18 protein-coding genes are annotated in these 14,537 nt (G+C 59.9%); 15 read left to right on the forward strand and 3 right to left on the reverse strand.

What is annotated here, in order from left to right; translation table 11 throughout:
* The first annotated feature begins 49 nt into the window (after positions 1–49).
* Entirely contained in the window at positions 50–568 is a 519-nt protein-coding gene (locus tag ACN0VM_RS03600; protein ID WP_417449476.1) for a DUF962 domain-containing protein, read from the forward strand.
* A gap of 146 nt (positions 569–714) precedes the next feature.
* Here ACN0VM_RS03600 and ACN0VM_RS03605 read toward each other — a convergent pair whose 3' ends face one another.
* The gene (locus ACN0VM_RS03605) at positions 715–2,178 is read right to left on the reverse strand and encodes a phospholipase D-like domain-containing protein (RefSeq protein WP_417449477.1); all 1,464 of its coding nucleotides are present in this window, start codon (positions 2,176–2,178) and stop codon (positions 715–717) included.
* A gap of 228 nt (positions 2,179–2,406) precedes the next feature.
* On the opposite strand from ACN0VM_RS03605, the gene ccmA reads away from it, so the two are divergent.
* The 11 genes from ccmA (at position 2,407) to ACN0VM_RS03660 (ending at position 10,504) form a co-directional block, all read left to right on the forward strand.
* Positions 2,407–3,090, forward strand: coding sequence for a heme ABC exporter ATP-binding protein CcmA (gene ccmA / locus ACN0VM_RS03610; protein WP_417449478.1), 684 nt, complete (start codon positions 2,407–2,409; stop codon positions 3,088–3,090).
* Positions 3,091–3,103: 13 nt separating this feature from the next.
* Positions 3,104–3,778, forward strand: coding sequence for a heme exporter protein CcmB (gene ccmB / locus ACN0VM_RS03615; RefSeq protein ID WP_417449479.1), 675 nt, complete (start codon positions 3,104–3,106; stop codon positions 3,776–3,778).
* A gap of 182 nt (positions 3,779–3,960) precedes the next feature.
* Positions 3,961–4,680 (forward strand): heme ABC transporter permease, encoded by a 720-nt coding sequence (locus ACN0VM_RS03620; protein ID WP_417449480.1) that lies wholly within the window; start codon positions 3,961–3,963, stop codon positions 4,678–4,680.
* A 2-nt stretch (positions 4,681–4,682) separates the two neighbouring features.
* Entirely contained in the window at positions 4,683–4,847 is a 165-nt protein-coding gene (ccmD, locus tag ACN0VM_RS03625) for a heme exporter protein CcmD (protein WP_417449481.1), read from the forward strand.
* Positions 4,848–4,849: 2 nt separating this feature from the next.
* Positions 4,850–5,338 carry a cytochrome c maturation protein CcmE gene (ccmE, locus tag ACN0VM_RS03630; protein WP_417449482.1) on the forward strand — a complete coding sequence of 163 codons (489 nt, stop codon included), beginning with the start codon at positions 4,850–4,852 and terminating at the stop codon, positions 5,336–5,338.
* On the forward strand, positions 5,338–7,299 hold the full coding sequence (locus ACN0VM_RS03635; protein ID WP_417449483.1) for a heme lyase CcmF/NrfE family subunit: 1,962 nt from the start codon (positions 5,338–5,340) through the stop codon (positions 7,297–7,299). The genes ccmE and ACN0VM_RS03635 overlap by 1 nt, the downstream gene beginning before the upstream one ends.
* A gap of 3 nt (positions 7,300–7,302) precedes the next feature.
* Entirely contained in the window at positions 7,303–7,833 is a 531-nt protein-coding gene (locus tag ACN0VM_RS03640) for a DsbE family thiol:disulfide interchange protein (protein ID WP_417449484.1), read from the forward strand.
* Positions 7,830–8,291, forward strand: coding sequence for a cytochrome c-type biogenesis protein CcmH (locus ACN0VM_RS03645; protein WP_417449485.1), 462 nt, complete (start codon positions 7,830–7,832; stop codon positions 8,289–8,291). Before ACN0VM_RS03640 ends, ACN0VM_RS03645 begins: the two co-directional genes overlap by 4 nt.
* A complete protein-coding gene (gene ccmI, locus ACN0VM_RS03650) occupies positions 8,288–9,379 on the forward strand; it encodes a c-type cytochrome biogenesis protein CcmI (protein ID WP_417449486.1) in 1,092 nt (363 codons plus the stop codon). The genes ACN0VM_RS03645 and ccmI overlap by 4 nt, the downstream gene beginning before the upstream one ends.
* Positions 9,380–9,513: 134 nt before the next feature.
* On the forward strand, positions 9,514–9,885 hold the full coding sequence (locus ACN0VM_RS03655; protein ID WP_417449487.1) for a hypothetical protein: 372 nt from the start codon (positions 9,514–9,516) through the stop codon (positions 9,883–9,885).
* A 70-nt stretch (positions 9,886–9,955) separates the two neighbouring features.
* The gene (locus ACN0VM_RS03660) at positions 9,956–10,504 is read left to right on the forward strand and encodes an NUDIX hydrolase (protein ID WP_417449488.1); all 549 of its coding nucleotides are present in this window, start codon (positions 9,956–9,958) and stop codon (positions 10,502–10,504) included.
* Here ACN0VM_RS03660 and ACN0VM_RS03665 read toward each other — a convergent pair.
* Positions 10,501–11,091 carry a septation protein A gene (locus ACN0VM_RS03665; protein ID WP_417449489.1) on the reverse strand — a complete coding sequence of 197 codons (591 nt, stop codon included), beginning with the start codon at positions 11,089–11,091 and terminating at the stop codon, positions 10,501–10,503. The genes ACN0VM_RS03660 and ACN0VM_RS03665 overlap by 4 nt on opposite strands.
* Positions 11,092–11,202: 111 nt before the next feature.
* On the opposite strand from ACN0VM_RS03665, the gene ACN0VM_RS03670 reads away from it, so the two are divergent.
* From ACN0VM_RS03670 to ACN0VM_RS03680, 3 genes are all read left to right on the forward strand, one after another.
* A complete protein-coding gene (locus ACN0VM_RS03670; protein ID WP_417449490.1) occupies positions 11,203–12,507 on the forward strand; it encodes an MFS transporter in 1,305 nt (434 codons plus the stop codon).
* A 21-nt stretch (positions 12,508–12,528) separates the two neighbouring features.
* Positions 12,529–13,098 carry an RNA methyltransferase gene (locus tag ACN0VM_RS03675; protein WP_417449491.1) on the forward strand — a complete coding sequence of 190 codons (570 nt, stop codon included), beginning with the start codon at positions 12,529–12,531 and terminating at the stop codon, positions 13,096–13,098.
* A gap of 82 nt (positions 13,099–13,180) precedes the next feature.
* Entirely contained in the window at positions 13,181–13,702 is a 522-nt protein-coding gene (locus ACN0VM_RS03680) for an invasion associated locus B family protein (RefSeq protein ID WP_417449492.1), read from the forward strand.
* Positions 13,703–13,734: 32 nt separating this feature from the next.
* On the opposite strand, the gene ACN0VM_RS03685 is transcribed toward ACN0VM_RS03680, so the two are convergent.
* Positions 13,735–14,493, reverse strand: a complete 759-nt coding sequence (locus tag ACN0VM_RS03685) for a carbon-nitrogen hydrolase family protein (RefSeq protein WP_417449493.1) — start codon at positions 14,491–14,493, stop codon at positions 13,735–13,737.
* Between the last annotated feature and the right edge of the window lie 44 nt (positions 14,494–14,537).

A 14,537-nucleotide genomic window follows, 5' to 3' on the forward strand; every position in this document is an offset into this window, starting at 1 on the left:
ATCAGTCCATTTTAACGCAGGGAAGCAATCAAACGGGGGAGTGTGCGAGATGAAAAACTGGTTCTATGAGCAAATGGCGATGTATTCGGCCTATCACCGCGATGGCCGCAATCAGGCCACGCACCATATCGGCGTGCCGATGATCGTGTTCTCTGTGCTGGTGATCACCTCGACCGTGCCGCTTTTTGCCACCAGCGCGGGGCCTGTCACCCTGGGCGCGGCGCTTATGGCCACCCTCGTGCTGTTTTATATTATCTCCGCCCCGCTTGTGGGCACCATTGCTGCGCTGATATATGGCGCGCTCAGCTACGGCGCGGCTGAGATCGCCGCCATGGGGGATGGCGTGCCGCTCAAGGTGTTTCTCACACTGTTTATCGTTGGCTGGGTCATTCAGTTCTGGGGCCATAAATATGAGGGCCGCAAACCGGCACTGTTTGACAATATCCTGCAAATTTTCATGGCCCCCTCCTTCCTCATCGCCGAGCTATTGTTCATGGCCGGGCTCGAAGAAGACCTGCACGCCGAGATCAAAGCCCGTATGCCGAAATATCTGCCGAAAGAGGGCTGAGGCCCAAGCTGTAGATCCTTGCGACGCGGTCGCTGTCTGAAAGCGCGCTGCTTTTAACACTCTCTGGATGCCCGCGTTCGCGGGCATGACAGCAGGGGGTCACTCCCGCGAAGGTGTGGCTTAGTCAATGGATGAGCGCGCCTTCCTCACAAATACGGGCTGGCGAGCCATAGCAGGCGGCCCATGGCGCGGTGCAGGCGGGGGCGGGCGCGGAAGTCGTCTCGGGTCATCTCCAGCGCGGTTTCATAGCGGCCATGCACCCAGTCGGTCATCTGTGCGGCAAACGTGCGGTCGTAACATTCGACATTAAATTCAAAATTCAGCTTCAGCGAGCGCGCGTCCCAGTTGGACGAGCCGAAAAATACCCAATCATCATCGACGATCATCAGTTTGGTATGGTCAAACGGCGGCGGTGACAGGAACAGCCTGCAGCCTGCTTCCACCAGTTGGCGCGCGCCCGAAAGTGCGGTCAGCATAAAAAACGGCAGGTTGTTTTTGGCCGGTACCAGTATATCAACCTCCACCCCCCGAAGGGCGGCCTGTTTGAGGGCGACGACAAGTGCGGGTTCAGGCAGGAAATAGGGCGTGATAACCTGCACGCGCTGCCGTGCGCTCGCCAGTGCGCTTTCCATGATCATGGCGGTGCGCTGACGCGGTTCGTCGGGTCCGTCGGGCACCGCCCGCGCCGGGATGCCGGGGCCAGTGCCGGTGATGGTGATGGTGGGCAGCCATTTTTCGCCGCCCAGCTCTTCCTTTTTCGAGAAGGCCCAGTCATCGGCGAAGGCTTCCATCATCTGGCTGACAATGGGGCCCTTCAGGCTGAAGTGTGTGTCGCGCACACGCTGGCCGCCGTCCTCATCCTCAAGGTGGTGCTTGCGGATATTCATGCCACCGGCAAAGCCTTTGATACCGTCAACAATCAACAGCTTGCGGTGGGTGCGCAGGTTAAAAAACGCCAACCGCCATGACAGGCGCGCCGGGTTGAAGGTGGCCACCGGAATGCCCCGACGCCTGAGCAGGTTTGTCACCGGCCTCAGGCCATAGAGGGTGCCCACGGCATCCACCAGCACGCGCACCTCCACGCCGCGCTCATGGGCGCGGGCAAGGGCAGCGATAAACCGGCGACCTGCCTGATCGGCCTGGAAAATATAGGTGGTCAGCGCCACGGTGTGTTCGGCGTTGTCGATGGCGTCAATCATGGCGTCATAGGCCGCGCGCCCGCCCTCAAGCGGGCTGATCTCGTTACCCAGCGTCAGCGCATGGCCGGTTACCCGGCCCGCCAGCCGTCCGTGCGCGTGCCAGCGGTTGGGCGCGTCGGGCAACGCGTCATAAAGCGTGGGGCCGTCAGGGTCGGTGATCAGGTCTTTGCGCGCAGGCAGGCCCCGGCGTATCCGCGCGCGCTTCGCCTGCCGCTCAATACGGTTGATGCCAAACAGCAGGTAAAAAACAAGGCCAAAAAGGGGGGCAAGCCAGACAAGGCCGATCCACGCCACGGCGGCGCGCACGTCATCCTTGTGCCGCAGGATATGGGCACTGGCGACCAGTTGCAGCAGCAGCACGATCGCCGCGACCAGCAGGCCGTGTGGCCAGATATTGCCGTATTGCTCCATAAACCCCTAAAACCTTTTCCTGTATCCTCACTGGGCAGTGCGGGCCCGGTATAACCATGCCCTTCATCATATAGGCACTCTCACACAAAGGGGAAGCTGCCATAATCATATGGGCATATTATGGCGCGCCGGTTTTGCTTGAGTGCACGAAAGCGACCCGCTAGCTTGGGCGCTCGGCACGCCTGCCTGCCTGTCCTTAACCCTGTTGCGCGAGGAATTTTGCCCCCGATGACCGGCCCTGACCACCGCTCCTTTGATGCCCACAGCCTTGTGGCGCGCGGCCTTGCCACCAGCCGGGGCGGCCGGCGGGTTTTCGAAGGCCTCGGTTTTGCGCTGCACGCGGGCGGGCTGCTTTATCTGCGCGGGCCGAACGGCAGCGGCAAATCCACCCTGCTCAGGCTGATTGCGGGTTTCGTGAAGGCGCGGGCGGGCACGCTTATGTACGGTGACAGCGACTGGACGCAAAATCCCCCGGCTTATGATGCCGCGCTTATTTATGCCGGGCATGAAAATGCGCTCAAACCGGTGATGACGCTCAGGGAAAACGCGCTGGCCTATGCCTCGCTGATGACCGGCGCCGCGGTGGCTGAGGCGCGGCTTGATGCGGCGGCGGCGCTGTTTGGCCTGACCGCACTTCTGGACCGCCCGGCGCGGTTTTTTTCCAGCGGGCAAAAACACCGCGCCAACCTAATGCGGTTTGCGCTGCTGGACCGACCCTTGTGGCTGATGGATGAACCCACCGTGGGGCTTGATGCCACCAGCCGCCAAGCGCTGGCGGACCTGATGACCGCGCACCTGGCCTCGGGCGGTATGATCATCGCCGCCACCCACGACCCCATTGGCGTTGTGGGGGATGAGCTTGCGCTGGACGATTTTACCCCAACGCTTGAGATCGATGAGGCATGGTTATGAAGGCGGCAGGGTTATGAGCGGTGCGGGCATCTTTCGCGCGGTTTTCCTGCGCGACGTGCGGCTGGCGTGGTCGCAGGGCGGCACCGGCACCATGGCGCTCAGCTTTTTCCTTATTGCTGTCAGCCTGTTCCCTTTTGGTGTGGGGCCTGAGCCACAAACCCTTGGCCGCATCGCCGCCGGCGTCATATGGGTGGTGGCGCTTCTGGCGTGCCTCCTGTCGCTTGACCGGCTTTATCAGGCTGACTATGAAGACGGCAGCCTCGATGATCTCGCGCTGTCGCCACTGGGCCTTACCGGGGTGGCGCTTGGCAAAATCATCGCGCACTGGGTGGCGACCATCCTGCCGCTGGTGGCGCTGTCACCCGTCCTTGGCATGTTGATGAATTTGGACACCGGGGCCTACGGCATGCTCCTGCTGTCGCTTCTGATCGGGACGCCCGCACTCAGCCTTATCGGCAGTGTTGGCGCTGCGCTCACCGTCTCTGTTCGGCGCGGTGGGGTGTTGATGTCGCTTCTGGTGTTGCCCCTTTATGTGCCGACACTTATTTTTGGCGTTGGTGCCATTGATGCTGCTGCGGGTATGACCGATGCGATGCCGCATCTCGCGTTTCTGGGTGCGGTGACACTTGTGGCGCTGGTAATCGGTCCGGTTGCATCTGCGGCGGCGCTCCGCCTGTCGCTGGAGTGAGTTTGATGCACAGATGCGAACACAGATATTGCACAGATTCGCACCGAATCGGCGTTTTTGTTGCACACATCCTGCACAGATTCAGGCTGTTTTTGCACATATTTACCGCCGCCAGCGCCCGCGCGGGCGCGTGGCATCACGTCGCACTTGCTCCCCCGCGCGCTTGCGGGTAGGTAGAAGCCATGCACAGATTCGCCAATCCCGCTGAATTCAACCGCCTGGCAGACGCCATTTTGCCATGGGCCAAAGTCGTTATGGCGGCGGCTTTTCTCTATGGCCTATACCTCGCGCTATACGCGAGCCCGGCGGATTACCAGCAGGGCGAAAGCGTGCGCATCATGTATATTCATGTGCCCGCCGCCTGGATGGCCATGTTCACCTATATGGTGGTGGCGGTGGCCAGCTTCACGGCGCTTGTATGGCGTCATCCGCTGGCGCTGCTGGCCGGTAAGGCTGCTGCACCAATCGGCTTGGTTTTCACAGGGTTAGCGCTTCTCACAGGTATGCTGTGGGGTAAACCCATGTGGGGTACTTACTGGGTGTGGGACGGTCGGTTGACCTCGGTGCTGGTGCTGTTTTTCCTCTACCTCGGCTATATGGCGCTGTGGCGCGGGCTCGATGAAGAAGATAAGGCGGGCCGGGCGGCGTCGATCCTCGCGCTCGTCGGAGTTGTAAATATTCCGATCATCAAATTCTCCGTCGACTGGTGGAACACGCTGCACCAGCCCGCAAGCGTGATGCGCATGGAAGGCCCGTCAATGCCAGCGGAGATGCTGTGGCCGCTCCTTACCCTTGCGTTGGCTTACAAGGCCTATTTTGTTGTGGTGCTGCTTTACCGCATGAAACTTGAGATCAACCTGCGTAAACTCAGTGTGCTGGGTTCGCTTGAGGCACGGGGCTGAAAATGGCGGAATTCCTTGATATGGGCGGTTATGCCACATTTGTCTGGATCGCTTATGGCCTGACGGCGCTGGCGCTTGTTGGCCTTGCGGTCAGCAGTGTGCGCGGGGTGCGGAAAACCCGGGCGCGGGTTGAGGCATTGCGCCCTCGTCGCCGGAAGGAAAAATAATCATGGCAGGCCTTAAAACCCGCAAAAAGCAAAGGCTTCTGGTGGCATCTGTTGCTGTCGCCGCGATCGCCGGGGCGGTGCTTCTGGTGCTGTTTGCGCTGGGGGGCGACAGCCTCAGCCTGTTCCTTCAGCCCAGTGCGGTGCATGCCAAAGAGGTTGAGCCGGGCAAACGTTTTCGCCTTGGCGGGCTGGTGGCGCCGGGGTCCTTCACCAAGGCCGAAGACGGCCTGACCTATCATTTCACCATTACCGACTGTGCCGCCGATATCCCTGTTACTTTCAAGGGCTTGCTGCCAGACCTGTTCCGCGAGGGGCAGGGCGTGGTAACCGAAGGCCGGCTGGACACGGGCGGCACTTTTGTGGCCGACACCGTGCTGGCCAAGCATGATGAAAACTACGCCCCGCCCGGCACCATGCCCAAAAACGCAGAAGCCTGCAGCCACCCCGAGGGGCTCAATCAGCCTTACGCAAGTGGCGGGGACAGCCGCTGATGATCGCCGAACTGGGCCATTTTGCGCTGATGATCGCGCTGGCATTTGCGCTTTTGGGCGCGGTAGCGCCGCATATTGGTATCCGGCAAGGGAACGTCCGGCTGGTTGCACTGGCAGACAACGCCGCCATCGGCCAGTTTGTCATGGTGCTTATCTCTTATGCCGCGCTGACCTACAGCTTTGTTATTTCAGATTTTTCGGTGATCGCTGTGGCGTCCAATTCGCACACGGCCAAGCCGATGCTCTATAAAATTTCCGGCGTATGGGGCAACCATGAGGGCAGTCTGCTGCTGTGGGTTCTGATCCTGACGCTTTTTGCCTGTGCGGTGTCCCTGCGCGGCCGCTTTTTGCCCGCGCGGTTCCGGGCCCGGGTGCTGTCGGTGCAAAGCCTTCTGGTTGTTGGCTTCTTGCTGTTCATCCTGTTGACCTCAAATCCTTTTGCACGGCTTGACCCCGCACCGATTGAAGGCAACGGGCTTAACCCACTGTTGCAGGACCCCGGCCTCGCCTTTCATCCGCCGATGCTGTACCTCGGTTACGTGGGCCTGTCGGTTGCCTTCTCGTTTGCTGTGGCGGCGCTGATTGAAGGCGAAGTCAGCCCCTTGTGGGCGCGCTGGGTGCGGCCCTGGACCCTGGCGGCGTGGGTTTTCCTCACCGGTGGCCTCGCGCTGGGGTCATGGTGGGCCTATTATGAACTGGGCTGGGGCGGCTGGTGGTTCTGGGACCCGGTCGAGAATGCGGCCTTCATGCCGTGGCTCGCGGCGACAGCACTTTTGCACAGCGCAATTGTGGTCGAAAAACGCGACGCGCTCAAAAGCTGGACCATCCTGTTGTCGATCATCGCTTTTTCCTTCTCGCTGCTTGGTACCTTCCTTGTGCGCTCCGGCGTGCTCACGAGCGTGCATGCCTTTGCGGTTGATCCGGCCCGCGGCGTTTTCATCCTTGGTTTCCTCGCTGTCGTGGTTGGCGGGTCGCTCACACTGTATGCATGGCGCGCGCCCCGCCTGGCGCCTGGCGGGGTGTTTGGCCTTGTCAGCCGCGAAAGCGCGCTGGTGCTCAATAACATCCTGCTGTCGACCTTTGCGGCGGTGGTGCTGGTGGGCACGCTCTATCCGTTGTTTGTCGAGGCGCTGGGCGCCGGGCAATTGAGCGTCGGCCCGCCGTTTTTTGAATATGCGGCAGCGGTGCTGATGAGCCCGCTGATTGTCGCACTTGGCTTTGGCCCTTTGCTGGCGTGGAAACGCGGGCGGCTTGGCCGGGCGGCGCAGATCGTGGTGCCTGCCCTTGTGGTGGCCGCCGTGGCAGGGCTTGTCATTTGGTGGCAAAGCGTGGGCGGGGCGGTCATGACGGCCTTTGGCCTTAGCCTCGCCGTGTGGCTGAGCGTGAGCGTATTCCTTGAAATCACCGAGCGTATCCAGCTTTTCAAAAAGCCGGACAGCGCATGGCAGAGGCTCAGGGGCCTGCCGCGCGCCAGCTGGGGCATGAGCCTTGCACACCTTGGCCTTGCAGTGATTCTGTTCGGCATCACCATCTCCGAAGCCTGGACGGAAGAAAAACTGGTCGTGATGGCGCCGGGCGATACCGCAGAAGTTGGCGGCTTTGACTTCAAGTTTGGTGGTGTTAGCCCTGTGGCCGGGCCAAACTTCACAGCAGTGCGTGGCTATTTTGACGTCAGCCGCCATGGCCGCGCGGTGACCGCGCTCACCCCCGAAGACCGCCTCTATACAGACCCGGTAATGAACACCACGGAAGCATCGATTTACCCACTGGTGCGGGGTGACCTTTACGCGGTGATCGGCGAGGCGGCGGGGTCCGGCCGCTGGTCTGTACGGCTGTATTTCAAACCGTTTATCTCCGGCCTTTGGATCGGCTCGCTGATGATGATGCTGGGCGGTATGCTGTCCTTGTCCGACCGGCGGTTGCGCATTGGCGCGCCCAAGGCAAAGGGGGCGAAAGGCTAAGCCATGCAACGTTTCCTGCCGCTGATCATTGTCCTTGCCTTGTTTGCCGTGTTCCTGCGCATGATGACGCTGGAGGACCGCAACCCCAACGAGATCAAAAGTGTGATGATCGGCAAAGCGGTGCCGGAATTTACCTTGCCCGGCCTCATGCCCGCTGAGACAGAGATTGGCCATGAGGCCCTGAAGTCAGGCCAGCCTGTGCTGGTGAACTTTTTTGCCAGTTGGTGTGTGCCCTGCCGAGCTGAACATGAAAACCTGATGAAGCTGGCTGGTGAGCACGGTGCCACGATCATTGGCGTGGCCTACAAGGATGACCCCGCCAAGGCGCGAGCTTTCCTTGAGGAGCTTGGCAACCCCTACAGCCGCGCGGCGGTAGACCGTGACGGTCGCCTCGCCATCGATTTTGGCGTGACCGGCGTGCCGGAAACCTTTGTCATCAGTGGTGACGGCATGATTAGCTACCGCCATTGGGGTCCGATTGTGGGTGATGGCCTTGAGACCAAATTGCTGCCCGCCTATGAGGCAGTAAAATGATGCGCCGGGTGGGTATGCTGCTGGTTATGTTGATGCTGACGGGCGCAGCCTTTGCCGTGGCGGTGGACGAAAAGCCGCTTGACGACCCCGCCATGGAAGCCACAGCGCGGGAGCTGATGAAAGATATCCGCTGCCTTGTGTGCCAGAACCAGTCGATTGAGGATTCGAACGCTGATCTGGCGCGCGACCTGAGGCAGGTGGTGCGCGAGCGTATCGCAAAGGGTGACAGCGCTGACGATGTACGCGCGTATCTGGTGGCCCGGTATGGCGATTGGGTGCTGCTGGAACCACCGGTGAAGCCCCGAACCTATTTTCTGTGGGCTTCGCCGTTCCTGTTCCTTGCACTGGTGCTGATTGCCCTTGCCCGCCGCCGCAGGGCAGGACCGCCTGCGCCCTTAAGCGCGGAAGAAGAGGCGGAGCTCAAACATATTCTGGCCGATGAGGAGAGCGAAAAATGATCTGGTTTTTCCTTGGCCTCATACTGGTAACCGCGCTCATGATCCTGTTGCGCGGGGAAGGCAAAACGGCACAGGGCCTTGATCCTGTCAGCCACTATAGGTCGCAGCTCAGGGAGCTCGACGCAGATGTGGCGCGCGGTGTGATCGACGATACGTCAGCGCAAGCGGCGAAGGTAGAAATTGAACGCCGTATCCTCAAGGCGGCCCGTGCGGGTAAAGGGTCCGTACTGTCGCGCGGCAGTGGTAAGGCACTATGGCCGATCGCAGGTGTTCTGGTGCTGGTGCCGGTGGTATTTTACTGGTTTGTCGGCAGGCCTGACCTGCCCGCCAAACCCGGCTTCGTTGCTGAGGGCCGCCACACCGAGATCGAGGAAGGCGGCCCGACCTACGGCGAGGCGCTGAAGTCGATCCGCAAGCATCTGGATGAAAACCCCGAAGACGTGAAGGCCTGGGATGTGCTGGCAAAGTCGTCGCGGGCAATCAGGGATTATTCCTCCGCTGCCAACGCCTTTGCGCGGCTGGCAGAGCTTCAGCCAAACGAGATCCAGTGGCGCGTGCACCAGTTTGAAGCCATGCTGGCGATGGCGGGCGGGCGTATCACACCAGCGTCAAGACTGGTGCTGGCGCGGGTGCTCAATGAGGCGCCCAATCATCCGGCGGCGCAATATTATCTGGGCCTTGCCTATGAACAGATGGGTGACGCCGATAAGGCCCGCGCCACGTGGACGGCTTTGGCTGACCGGTCGGCACCTGACGCGCCGTGGATGGGGTCTGTGCGGCAGAAGCTTTCTGCGCTGGGGGTCAAGCCACCAAAACTGAGCAATGATCAGATGGCTGCGGTTGCCGCCATGAGCGAAGAAGACCGCGCCGCCTTTATCGACAGCATGATCGCGCGGCTGGCTGGCCGTCTTGAGGACAACCCGGATGATCCGGAAGGCTGGATGATGCTGGCGCGTTCGCAGTTGTCGCTGGGGAATCAGGAGGCGGCTGTCGCGGCGCTTGAGCGCGGCATCAGTGTTGTGGAAGCGGGGAAAGCCGCGCCGCTCAAGGCTCTACTTGACAATTTGAGGGCGAATCCCGATCTTTAATACTCTGGTGACAATTAGCCGTTAGCATGTCTGCCAGCTATGTATTCGACTGGTCCGAAGAAGTCCGTGGCCTTATCCAGCGCATAAATTTGCCAGAACTGAGTTGTCAGTATTATTGTGTAGTGGTCTGAGCGATGGTTGAAATCAATTCAAATTCCACCGGTTTGCAGTCTCAACTGCAGGCACAGTTGCAGGCAAATGCTGGCAAGAAGGCGCAAGTGCGCCCGAGCGCCGACCTGACGCCACGGCCCAGCGACCTGATCAAAGACAAGCTGAACCAGCAGGCGCGGGAACAATCCGACACCAGCAGGCAGGCCCCGGCACAACAGTCGAGAGGGTCTGGCCGGACAGGGGAACTCTCCAGCTCGCGCGAGCTTCAGGTTGCCAGCGAAAAAGTCAGCCAGTTGAACGCCAATACCCGCGAGGCACCCGTTGGTCGGCTGTCGCAGCAGGGCGGTGTGCAGCGTGATGTGCGTTTGGGTCAGATCATCGATATTCGCGTTTAAGCCTTTGATGAATTGCTGCCAGCGTTAATTGACGCTGGACGGCGGCGGCGCATGGCTTATCTTACGGCGTATGGCAAACGCAACCGGTATTCCCGATACATTTGAAAAACGTGTCCCCGACGGGGACGAGCGCGAACGGCTTGTGTGCAGTGATTGTGGTTTCATTCACTATGAAAACCCTCGTATCATTGCGGGTGCTGTGGTGGAACACGCGGGTAAAATCCTGTTATGCCGCAGGGCCATCTTCCCGCAAAAAGGCCGTTGGACCATCCCGGCAGGCTTTCTGGAAAACGGCGAAGCGCCCGATGAAGGCGCTGCACGCGAGGCTTATGAAGAAGCCACGGCTAATATTGAGATTACCGACCTATTGGCGGTGTATTCGGTCAGGCACATCAGTCAGGTGCATCTGATGTACCGGGCAACCTTGAAAACGCCGGAGTTTGCGCCGGGTATAGAAAGCCTGGAAGTTGCGCTGTTCGACTGGGAAGATATCCCTTGGGATGAACTTGCGTTCCCGAGTGTGCATTGGGTTCTGAACCACCACAGGGCGGTGCGCGGCAAAAGTGGCTTTGCGCCGTTTACCAACCCGCCGGATGCGTCTGGGGTCATCAGCCGCTAGGCCTTGCCGCTGTCCTCTTCTTTTTCTGCGTCTTCTTCGGGCATGTATTTCATCAGCATGGGCATTTGTGCCATGATAAAGATGAAAGTTGCGCCCATGTAGCCGAAAGTCTTGAAGTTGACCCAGAAGTCGTCTGACTGCGTACGCCAGATCAACTCGTTGACCACAGCCATGATTATGAGAAAAAGAACATAGTTGCGGGTAAACTTGCGCCAGCCCTCATCATCCATCTCAAGTGCAAGTTCCATCACCATCTTGATATAAAGCCGCCCTGTGAAAAGCCCGGCCAGCAAGATGATGGCAATCAGGCTGTTGATCACCGTCAGCTTCATTTTGACAAAAGTTTCGTCCTGCAGGTACAGCGTCAGGCCACCCATGACCATGACAATCACGAAGGTAACCTTCAGCATGGGGGCGATATGACCGGTGAGCACCCGCGAGGCCACCATGGCCACCACGCTGGCGATCATGAAGGCCCCGGTGGCGATAAACATGTCGCCAAACTTGAAGCTGATGAAAAAGACAATCAGCGGGCCAAAGTCGATGCCGAGCCTGAGCCAGGGGGATGTTGCTTTTTTATCAGCCATGTGATCACAAAACCTTTACATGCGGGATGCAGGAGCTATCCGGCCTTGCCGCACCGCAGATGCCGTGGCTAGATGGCGACCCCGCCGAACCTATGAATATCGGACCCTGTTATGCTGCAGCTTCTTAAAGATCGCAACTTTCTCTTTTACTGGCTTGGCCAGTTTGTGTCGGTTATCGGCGATCATATCAGCATGCTGGCCTTCCCATGGCTGGTGCTGCAACTGACCGGCAGCAAGCTTTTGATGGGGTTGGTCTTCGCGGCGCAAGGTCTGCCACGGGCGGTACTGATGCTGTGGGGCGGTGCGCTGGTGGACCGCACCAACCCGCGCAGTGTCATGCTGTGGACCAACATATTGCGGCTGGGCCTCGTGATGCTGCTGGCTTATTTGTTGTATGCCGATTCGGTCACGATAGAGATTGTGTTTATCGCGGCGGTGGCTTTTGGTCTGGCCGATGCATTCTTTTATCCGGCCACCACCTCAATTGTACCAAGCCTTGTGAAAAAGGATGATCTGCAGGCGGGTAACTCGCTGGTGCAGACCACCATGTGGCTGGGGGTGATCATCGGCCCCGTTATCGCGGGTATTGTGATCGCGGGGGAAGCCAGCACCGTGAGCCACGAACCGACGCAAGCGGGCGGCAGTTTTGCCGAGGACCGTATCGGCCTCGCGCGCGCTTTTTTCCTTGATGGACTGACCTTTGCGTTTTCATTCCTCACGCTCCTGTTCATCCGGGCGCGTTCATACGACAAGGACGAGGGCGAGGCGGGCCAATCCATGGCGTCTGCCATCTGGCAGGGTATCCGCTGGGTGTGGTCCAACCCCACCGTCAGGCTTGGCTTCATCGGCATCGCCATACTGGAAACCTTTTTTCAGGCGCCGATTTTTATCGGCCTGCCGGCGCTGGCGGACGCACGTTTTGAGGAAGGCGCCTATGTGTACGGGCTTGAGATCGCGGCTTACGGCAGCGGTGCGCTTCTGGGCGCGATGGCGGGCGGCATGTTCAAATGGCCGCGCGACGAGGATGTCGTGCGGGTCATGTTCCTCATCTTCACCTTCTCAGGCGCGACCATCGGCCTGATTGTGCTGTATCCACCCTATTGGTGGGCGATGCTGGTGTTTTTCATCGCCGGCTGCGGCGACAGTTATATCTGGGTGCATTTCACTACCTATCTGCAAAAAGCCACGCCGGAGAAGCTTCTGGGGCGTGTGATGAGCATCCTGATGTTCATGTCTGTCGGGCTGTTGCCCATCGCCAGCATTGCTGCCGGTTTTGCCTTTGAGTGGAACCTTGAGCTGTCGCTGATCATCGCATCCGTGGTGCTTGTTGTGTCATGCCTTTTGGCAGCGGCGCATCCCTATGCTAAAGCAAAGCCCGAGACGGTCCGGGCGGGTGATCAGGACGTCAGCACGTAATTGTCAGGAGTGTGAGGGCGCATGCGCGGCTATTTTGGTATCGGGATCGACGGGGTGTCCAAGGAGGGTAATATGGGCAACCTTATTCGTACCGCCCACGGTTTTGGCGCCAGCTTCGCCTTTGCGGTCAAGCCCGCAGTTGCGCAGCATTCGGGCGCGCCGGTGACCGCTGACTTTGCCGACACCAGCAAAACCCACACCCAGATCCCGTTTTATGCTTACGCCAGCGCGGCGGAGGTGGACGTGCCGCAGGGGTGCAAGCTTGTCGGCATCGAGATCACCGATGACGCCATAGACCTGCCCAGCTTTCGCCACCCGACCCGCGCGGTCTATGTGCTTGGGGCCGAGCGCAGGAGCCTCAGCGCCGAGATGGCGGCGCGCTGTGACTATATGATCAAAATACCGACAAAGTTCAGCCTTAACGTGGCGACAGCTGGTGCTATAGTCATGTATGACCGTTTGCGCATGCTTGGCGGTTTTGCCGATCGGCCGTTGATGGCCGGGCAAGACCCTGTCGAGAAGCCTGCGCACGTGCATGGTGGCCGTTTCAGCCGCCTTGAGCGCCGGGCCAGGCGGGAAGCAAAGGAATAAAGCCGTTAGCCGCAAGGCCCGGCGGGCGGGGAAACCCGTTTGATGACACGGTACAAGGGATGACATGGTAAAAGAGGGACGTATGCGACTTTCATTTCTGCTTCTGGCTTTGTTTATGAGCGCCTTTATGCTGAGCGCGGGTGCCGAGGCGCAGGGCAAACCACGCCTGCTGGGCAGCTACCGTGATTGGGACGCCATGGCAGGTACGGCAAATGGCGCCAAGACCTGTTACATCATCTCAAGCCCGAAACGCAGTACGGCGAGCCGGAAAAACGCCACCCGCGGCCAGATATATATGACCGTCACCCACCGGCCAAAATTTGGTGTCACGGGTGAAGTGAACGCAGTGGTGGGCTACCCGATCCGCCGTGGCAGTGAAGCCAGCATCTCGGTTGATGGTCGCCACAGCTTCCGCTTCTTCACCGAAGGTTCGGGCGCTTGGGCCTATGACCCGAAGGATGACGCCGCTGTGGTGGCCGCCATGAAAGCGGGCGCAAACCTTGTGGTCAAGGCTACCAGCCAGCGCGGCACCAACACGACGGACACCTATTCGCTGTCAGGCTTCACCGCGGCCTATAACGCCATTACCAAGGCCTGCAACTGAACCCGGATTGATGTATAATCGTCCGCCGTGTTTCAGTTATTGGAAATCAAAGTTCTGCCCACCCAGCCGCTTTCGGTGCGGGTGGCGAGCACCAGCGCTTCCTGCGTATCGTTCATGATGGCGACCTGTTCGCCGCCCGGTGCCCAGATGGCGCTGCCGCCAGGCGGAGTGTAGGGGCCACTTTTGCCGGCGTAGTTCGATAGCATCACGGCGATATCGTGTGCGCGCGCGTAACCTTCCAGCATTTTGGCTTCGCGGTCATAGCCTTCTACCGAGATCAGCGCGCTGGCGGCATAGATGTCTGCGCCGCAATCGGCGGCACGGGCGGCGTGGCTTGGGTGGTTGAGGTCGGCACAGATGGCAAGGCCAAGCTTTGTGCCCTTGTGTTCGGCCATGCCTACCTTGTCGTCTGGCTGGAAATAGGGTTCCTCACTTTTGTGCACATGCACCTTGTGGTAGGCCACCGGCGCGGCACCGCCGAGGATGACAGAACCCAGATAGGGTTTGCCCGATGGTGCACGCAGCGGCATGCCCACCATCACCCGCATATCATGTTGGCTTGCAAACGTCTGCAAGGGGGCGAACATCGCATCATCCGGCGTGCTTTGAAGGCTTTCGGCCAAGTCCATTTCATACCCGGTGACGGAAAGCTCGGGGAATACCAGAAAATCCACCCCCGCCTGCGCGGCCATGCCCGCCATGCGCATATGGCTGCCAAGGTTCGCGCTTATGTCGCCGCGTCTGGCGGTATATTGGGCGGCTGCGATGGTGTAGCCCGTGGGCACTGGCATGGTGGCGGTCCTCGTGCGGGGTTGCGTTGAAAGCTTATGAAGCG

The sequence above is a fragment of the Kordiimonas sp. genome (assembly GCF_048260245.1).
Lineage (GTDB): Bacteria > Pseudomonadota > Alphaproteobacteria > Sphingomonadales > Kordiimonadaceae > Kordiimonas.

Coding starts and splice junctions, on each gene's coding strand:
- ACN0VM_RS03655 (WP_417449487.1), top strand. CDS start 9,514: ATGGTTGAAATCAATTCAAATTCCACCGGTTTGCAGTCTCAACTGCAG.
- ccmI (WP_417449486.1), top strand. CDS start 8,288: ATGATCTGGTTTTTCCTTGGCCTCATACTGGTAACCGCGCTCATGATC.
- ACN0VM_RS03645 (WP_417449485.1), top strand. CDS start 7,830: ATGATGCGCCGGGTGGGTATGCTGCTGGTTATGTTGATGCTGACGGGC.
- ACN0VM_RS03670 (WP_417449490.1), top strand. CDS start 11,203: ATGCTGCAGCTTCTTAAAGATCGCAACTTTCTCTTTTACTGGCTTGGC.
- ccmA (WP_417449478.1), top strand. CDS start 2,407: ATGACCGGCCCTGACCACCGCTCCTTTGATGCCCACAGCCTTGTGGCG.
- ccmB (WP_417449479.1), top strand. CDS start 3,104: ATGAGCGGTGCGGGCATCTTTCGCGCGGTTTTCCTGCGCGACGTGCGG.
- ACN0VM_RS03600 (WP_417449476.1), top strand. CDS start 50: ATGAAAAACTGGTTCTATGAGCAAATGGCGATGTATTCGGCCTATCAC.
- ACN0VM_RS03660 (WP_417449488.1), top strand. CDS start 9,956: ATGGCAAACGCAACCGGTATTCCCGATACATTTGAAAAACGTGTCCCC.
- ACN0VM_RS03665 (WP_417449489.1), bottom strand. CDS start 11,091: ATGGCTGATAAAAAAGCAACATCCCCCTGGCTCAGGCTCGGCATCGAC.
- ACN0VM_RS03620 (WP_417449480.1), top strand. CDS start 3,961: ATGCACAGATTCGCCAATCCCGCTGAATTCAACCGCCTGGCAGACGCC.
- ACN0VM_RS03605 (WP_417449477.1), bottom strand. CDS start 2,178: ATGGAGCAATACGGCAATATCTGGCCACACGGCCTGCTGGTCGCGGCG.
- ACN0VM_RS03640 (WP_417449484.1), top strand. CDS start 7,303: ATGCAACGTTTCCTGCCGCTGATCATTGTCCTTGCCTTGTTTGCCGTG.
- ACN0VM_RS03680 (WP_417449492.1), top strand. CDS start 13,181: ATGCGACTTTCATTTCTGCTTCTGGCTTTGTTTATGAGCGCCTTTATG.
- ACN0VM_RS03685 (WP_417449493.1), bottom strand. CDS start 14,493: ATGCCAGTGCCCACGGGCTACACCATCGCAGCCGCCCAATATACCGCC.
- ACN0VM_RS03675 (WP_417449491.1), top strand. CDS start 12,529: ATGCGCGGCTATTTTGGTATCGGGATCGACGGGGTGTCCAAGGAGGGT.
- ccmE (WP_417449482.1), top strand. CDS start 4,850: ATGGCAGGCCTTAAAACCCGCAAAAAGCAAAGGCTTCTGGTGGCATCT.
- ACN0VM_RS03635 (WP_417449483.1), top strand. CDS start 5,338: ATGATCGCCGAACTGGGCCATTTTGCGCTGATGATCGCGCTGGCATTT.
- ccmD (WP_417449481.1), top strand. CDS start 4,683: ATGGCGGAATTCCTTGATATGGGCGGTTATGCCACATTTGTCTGGATC.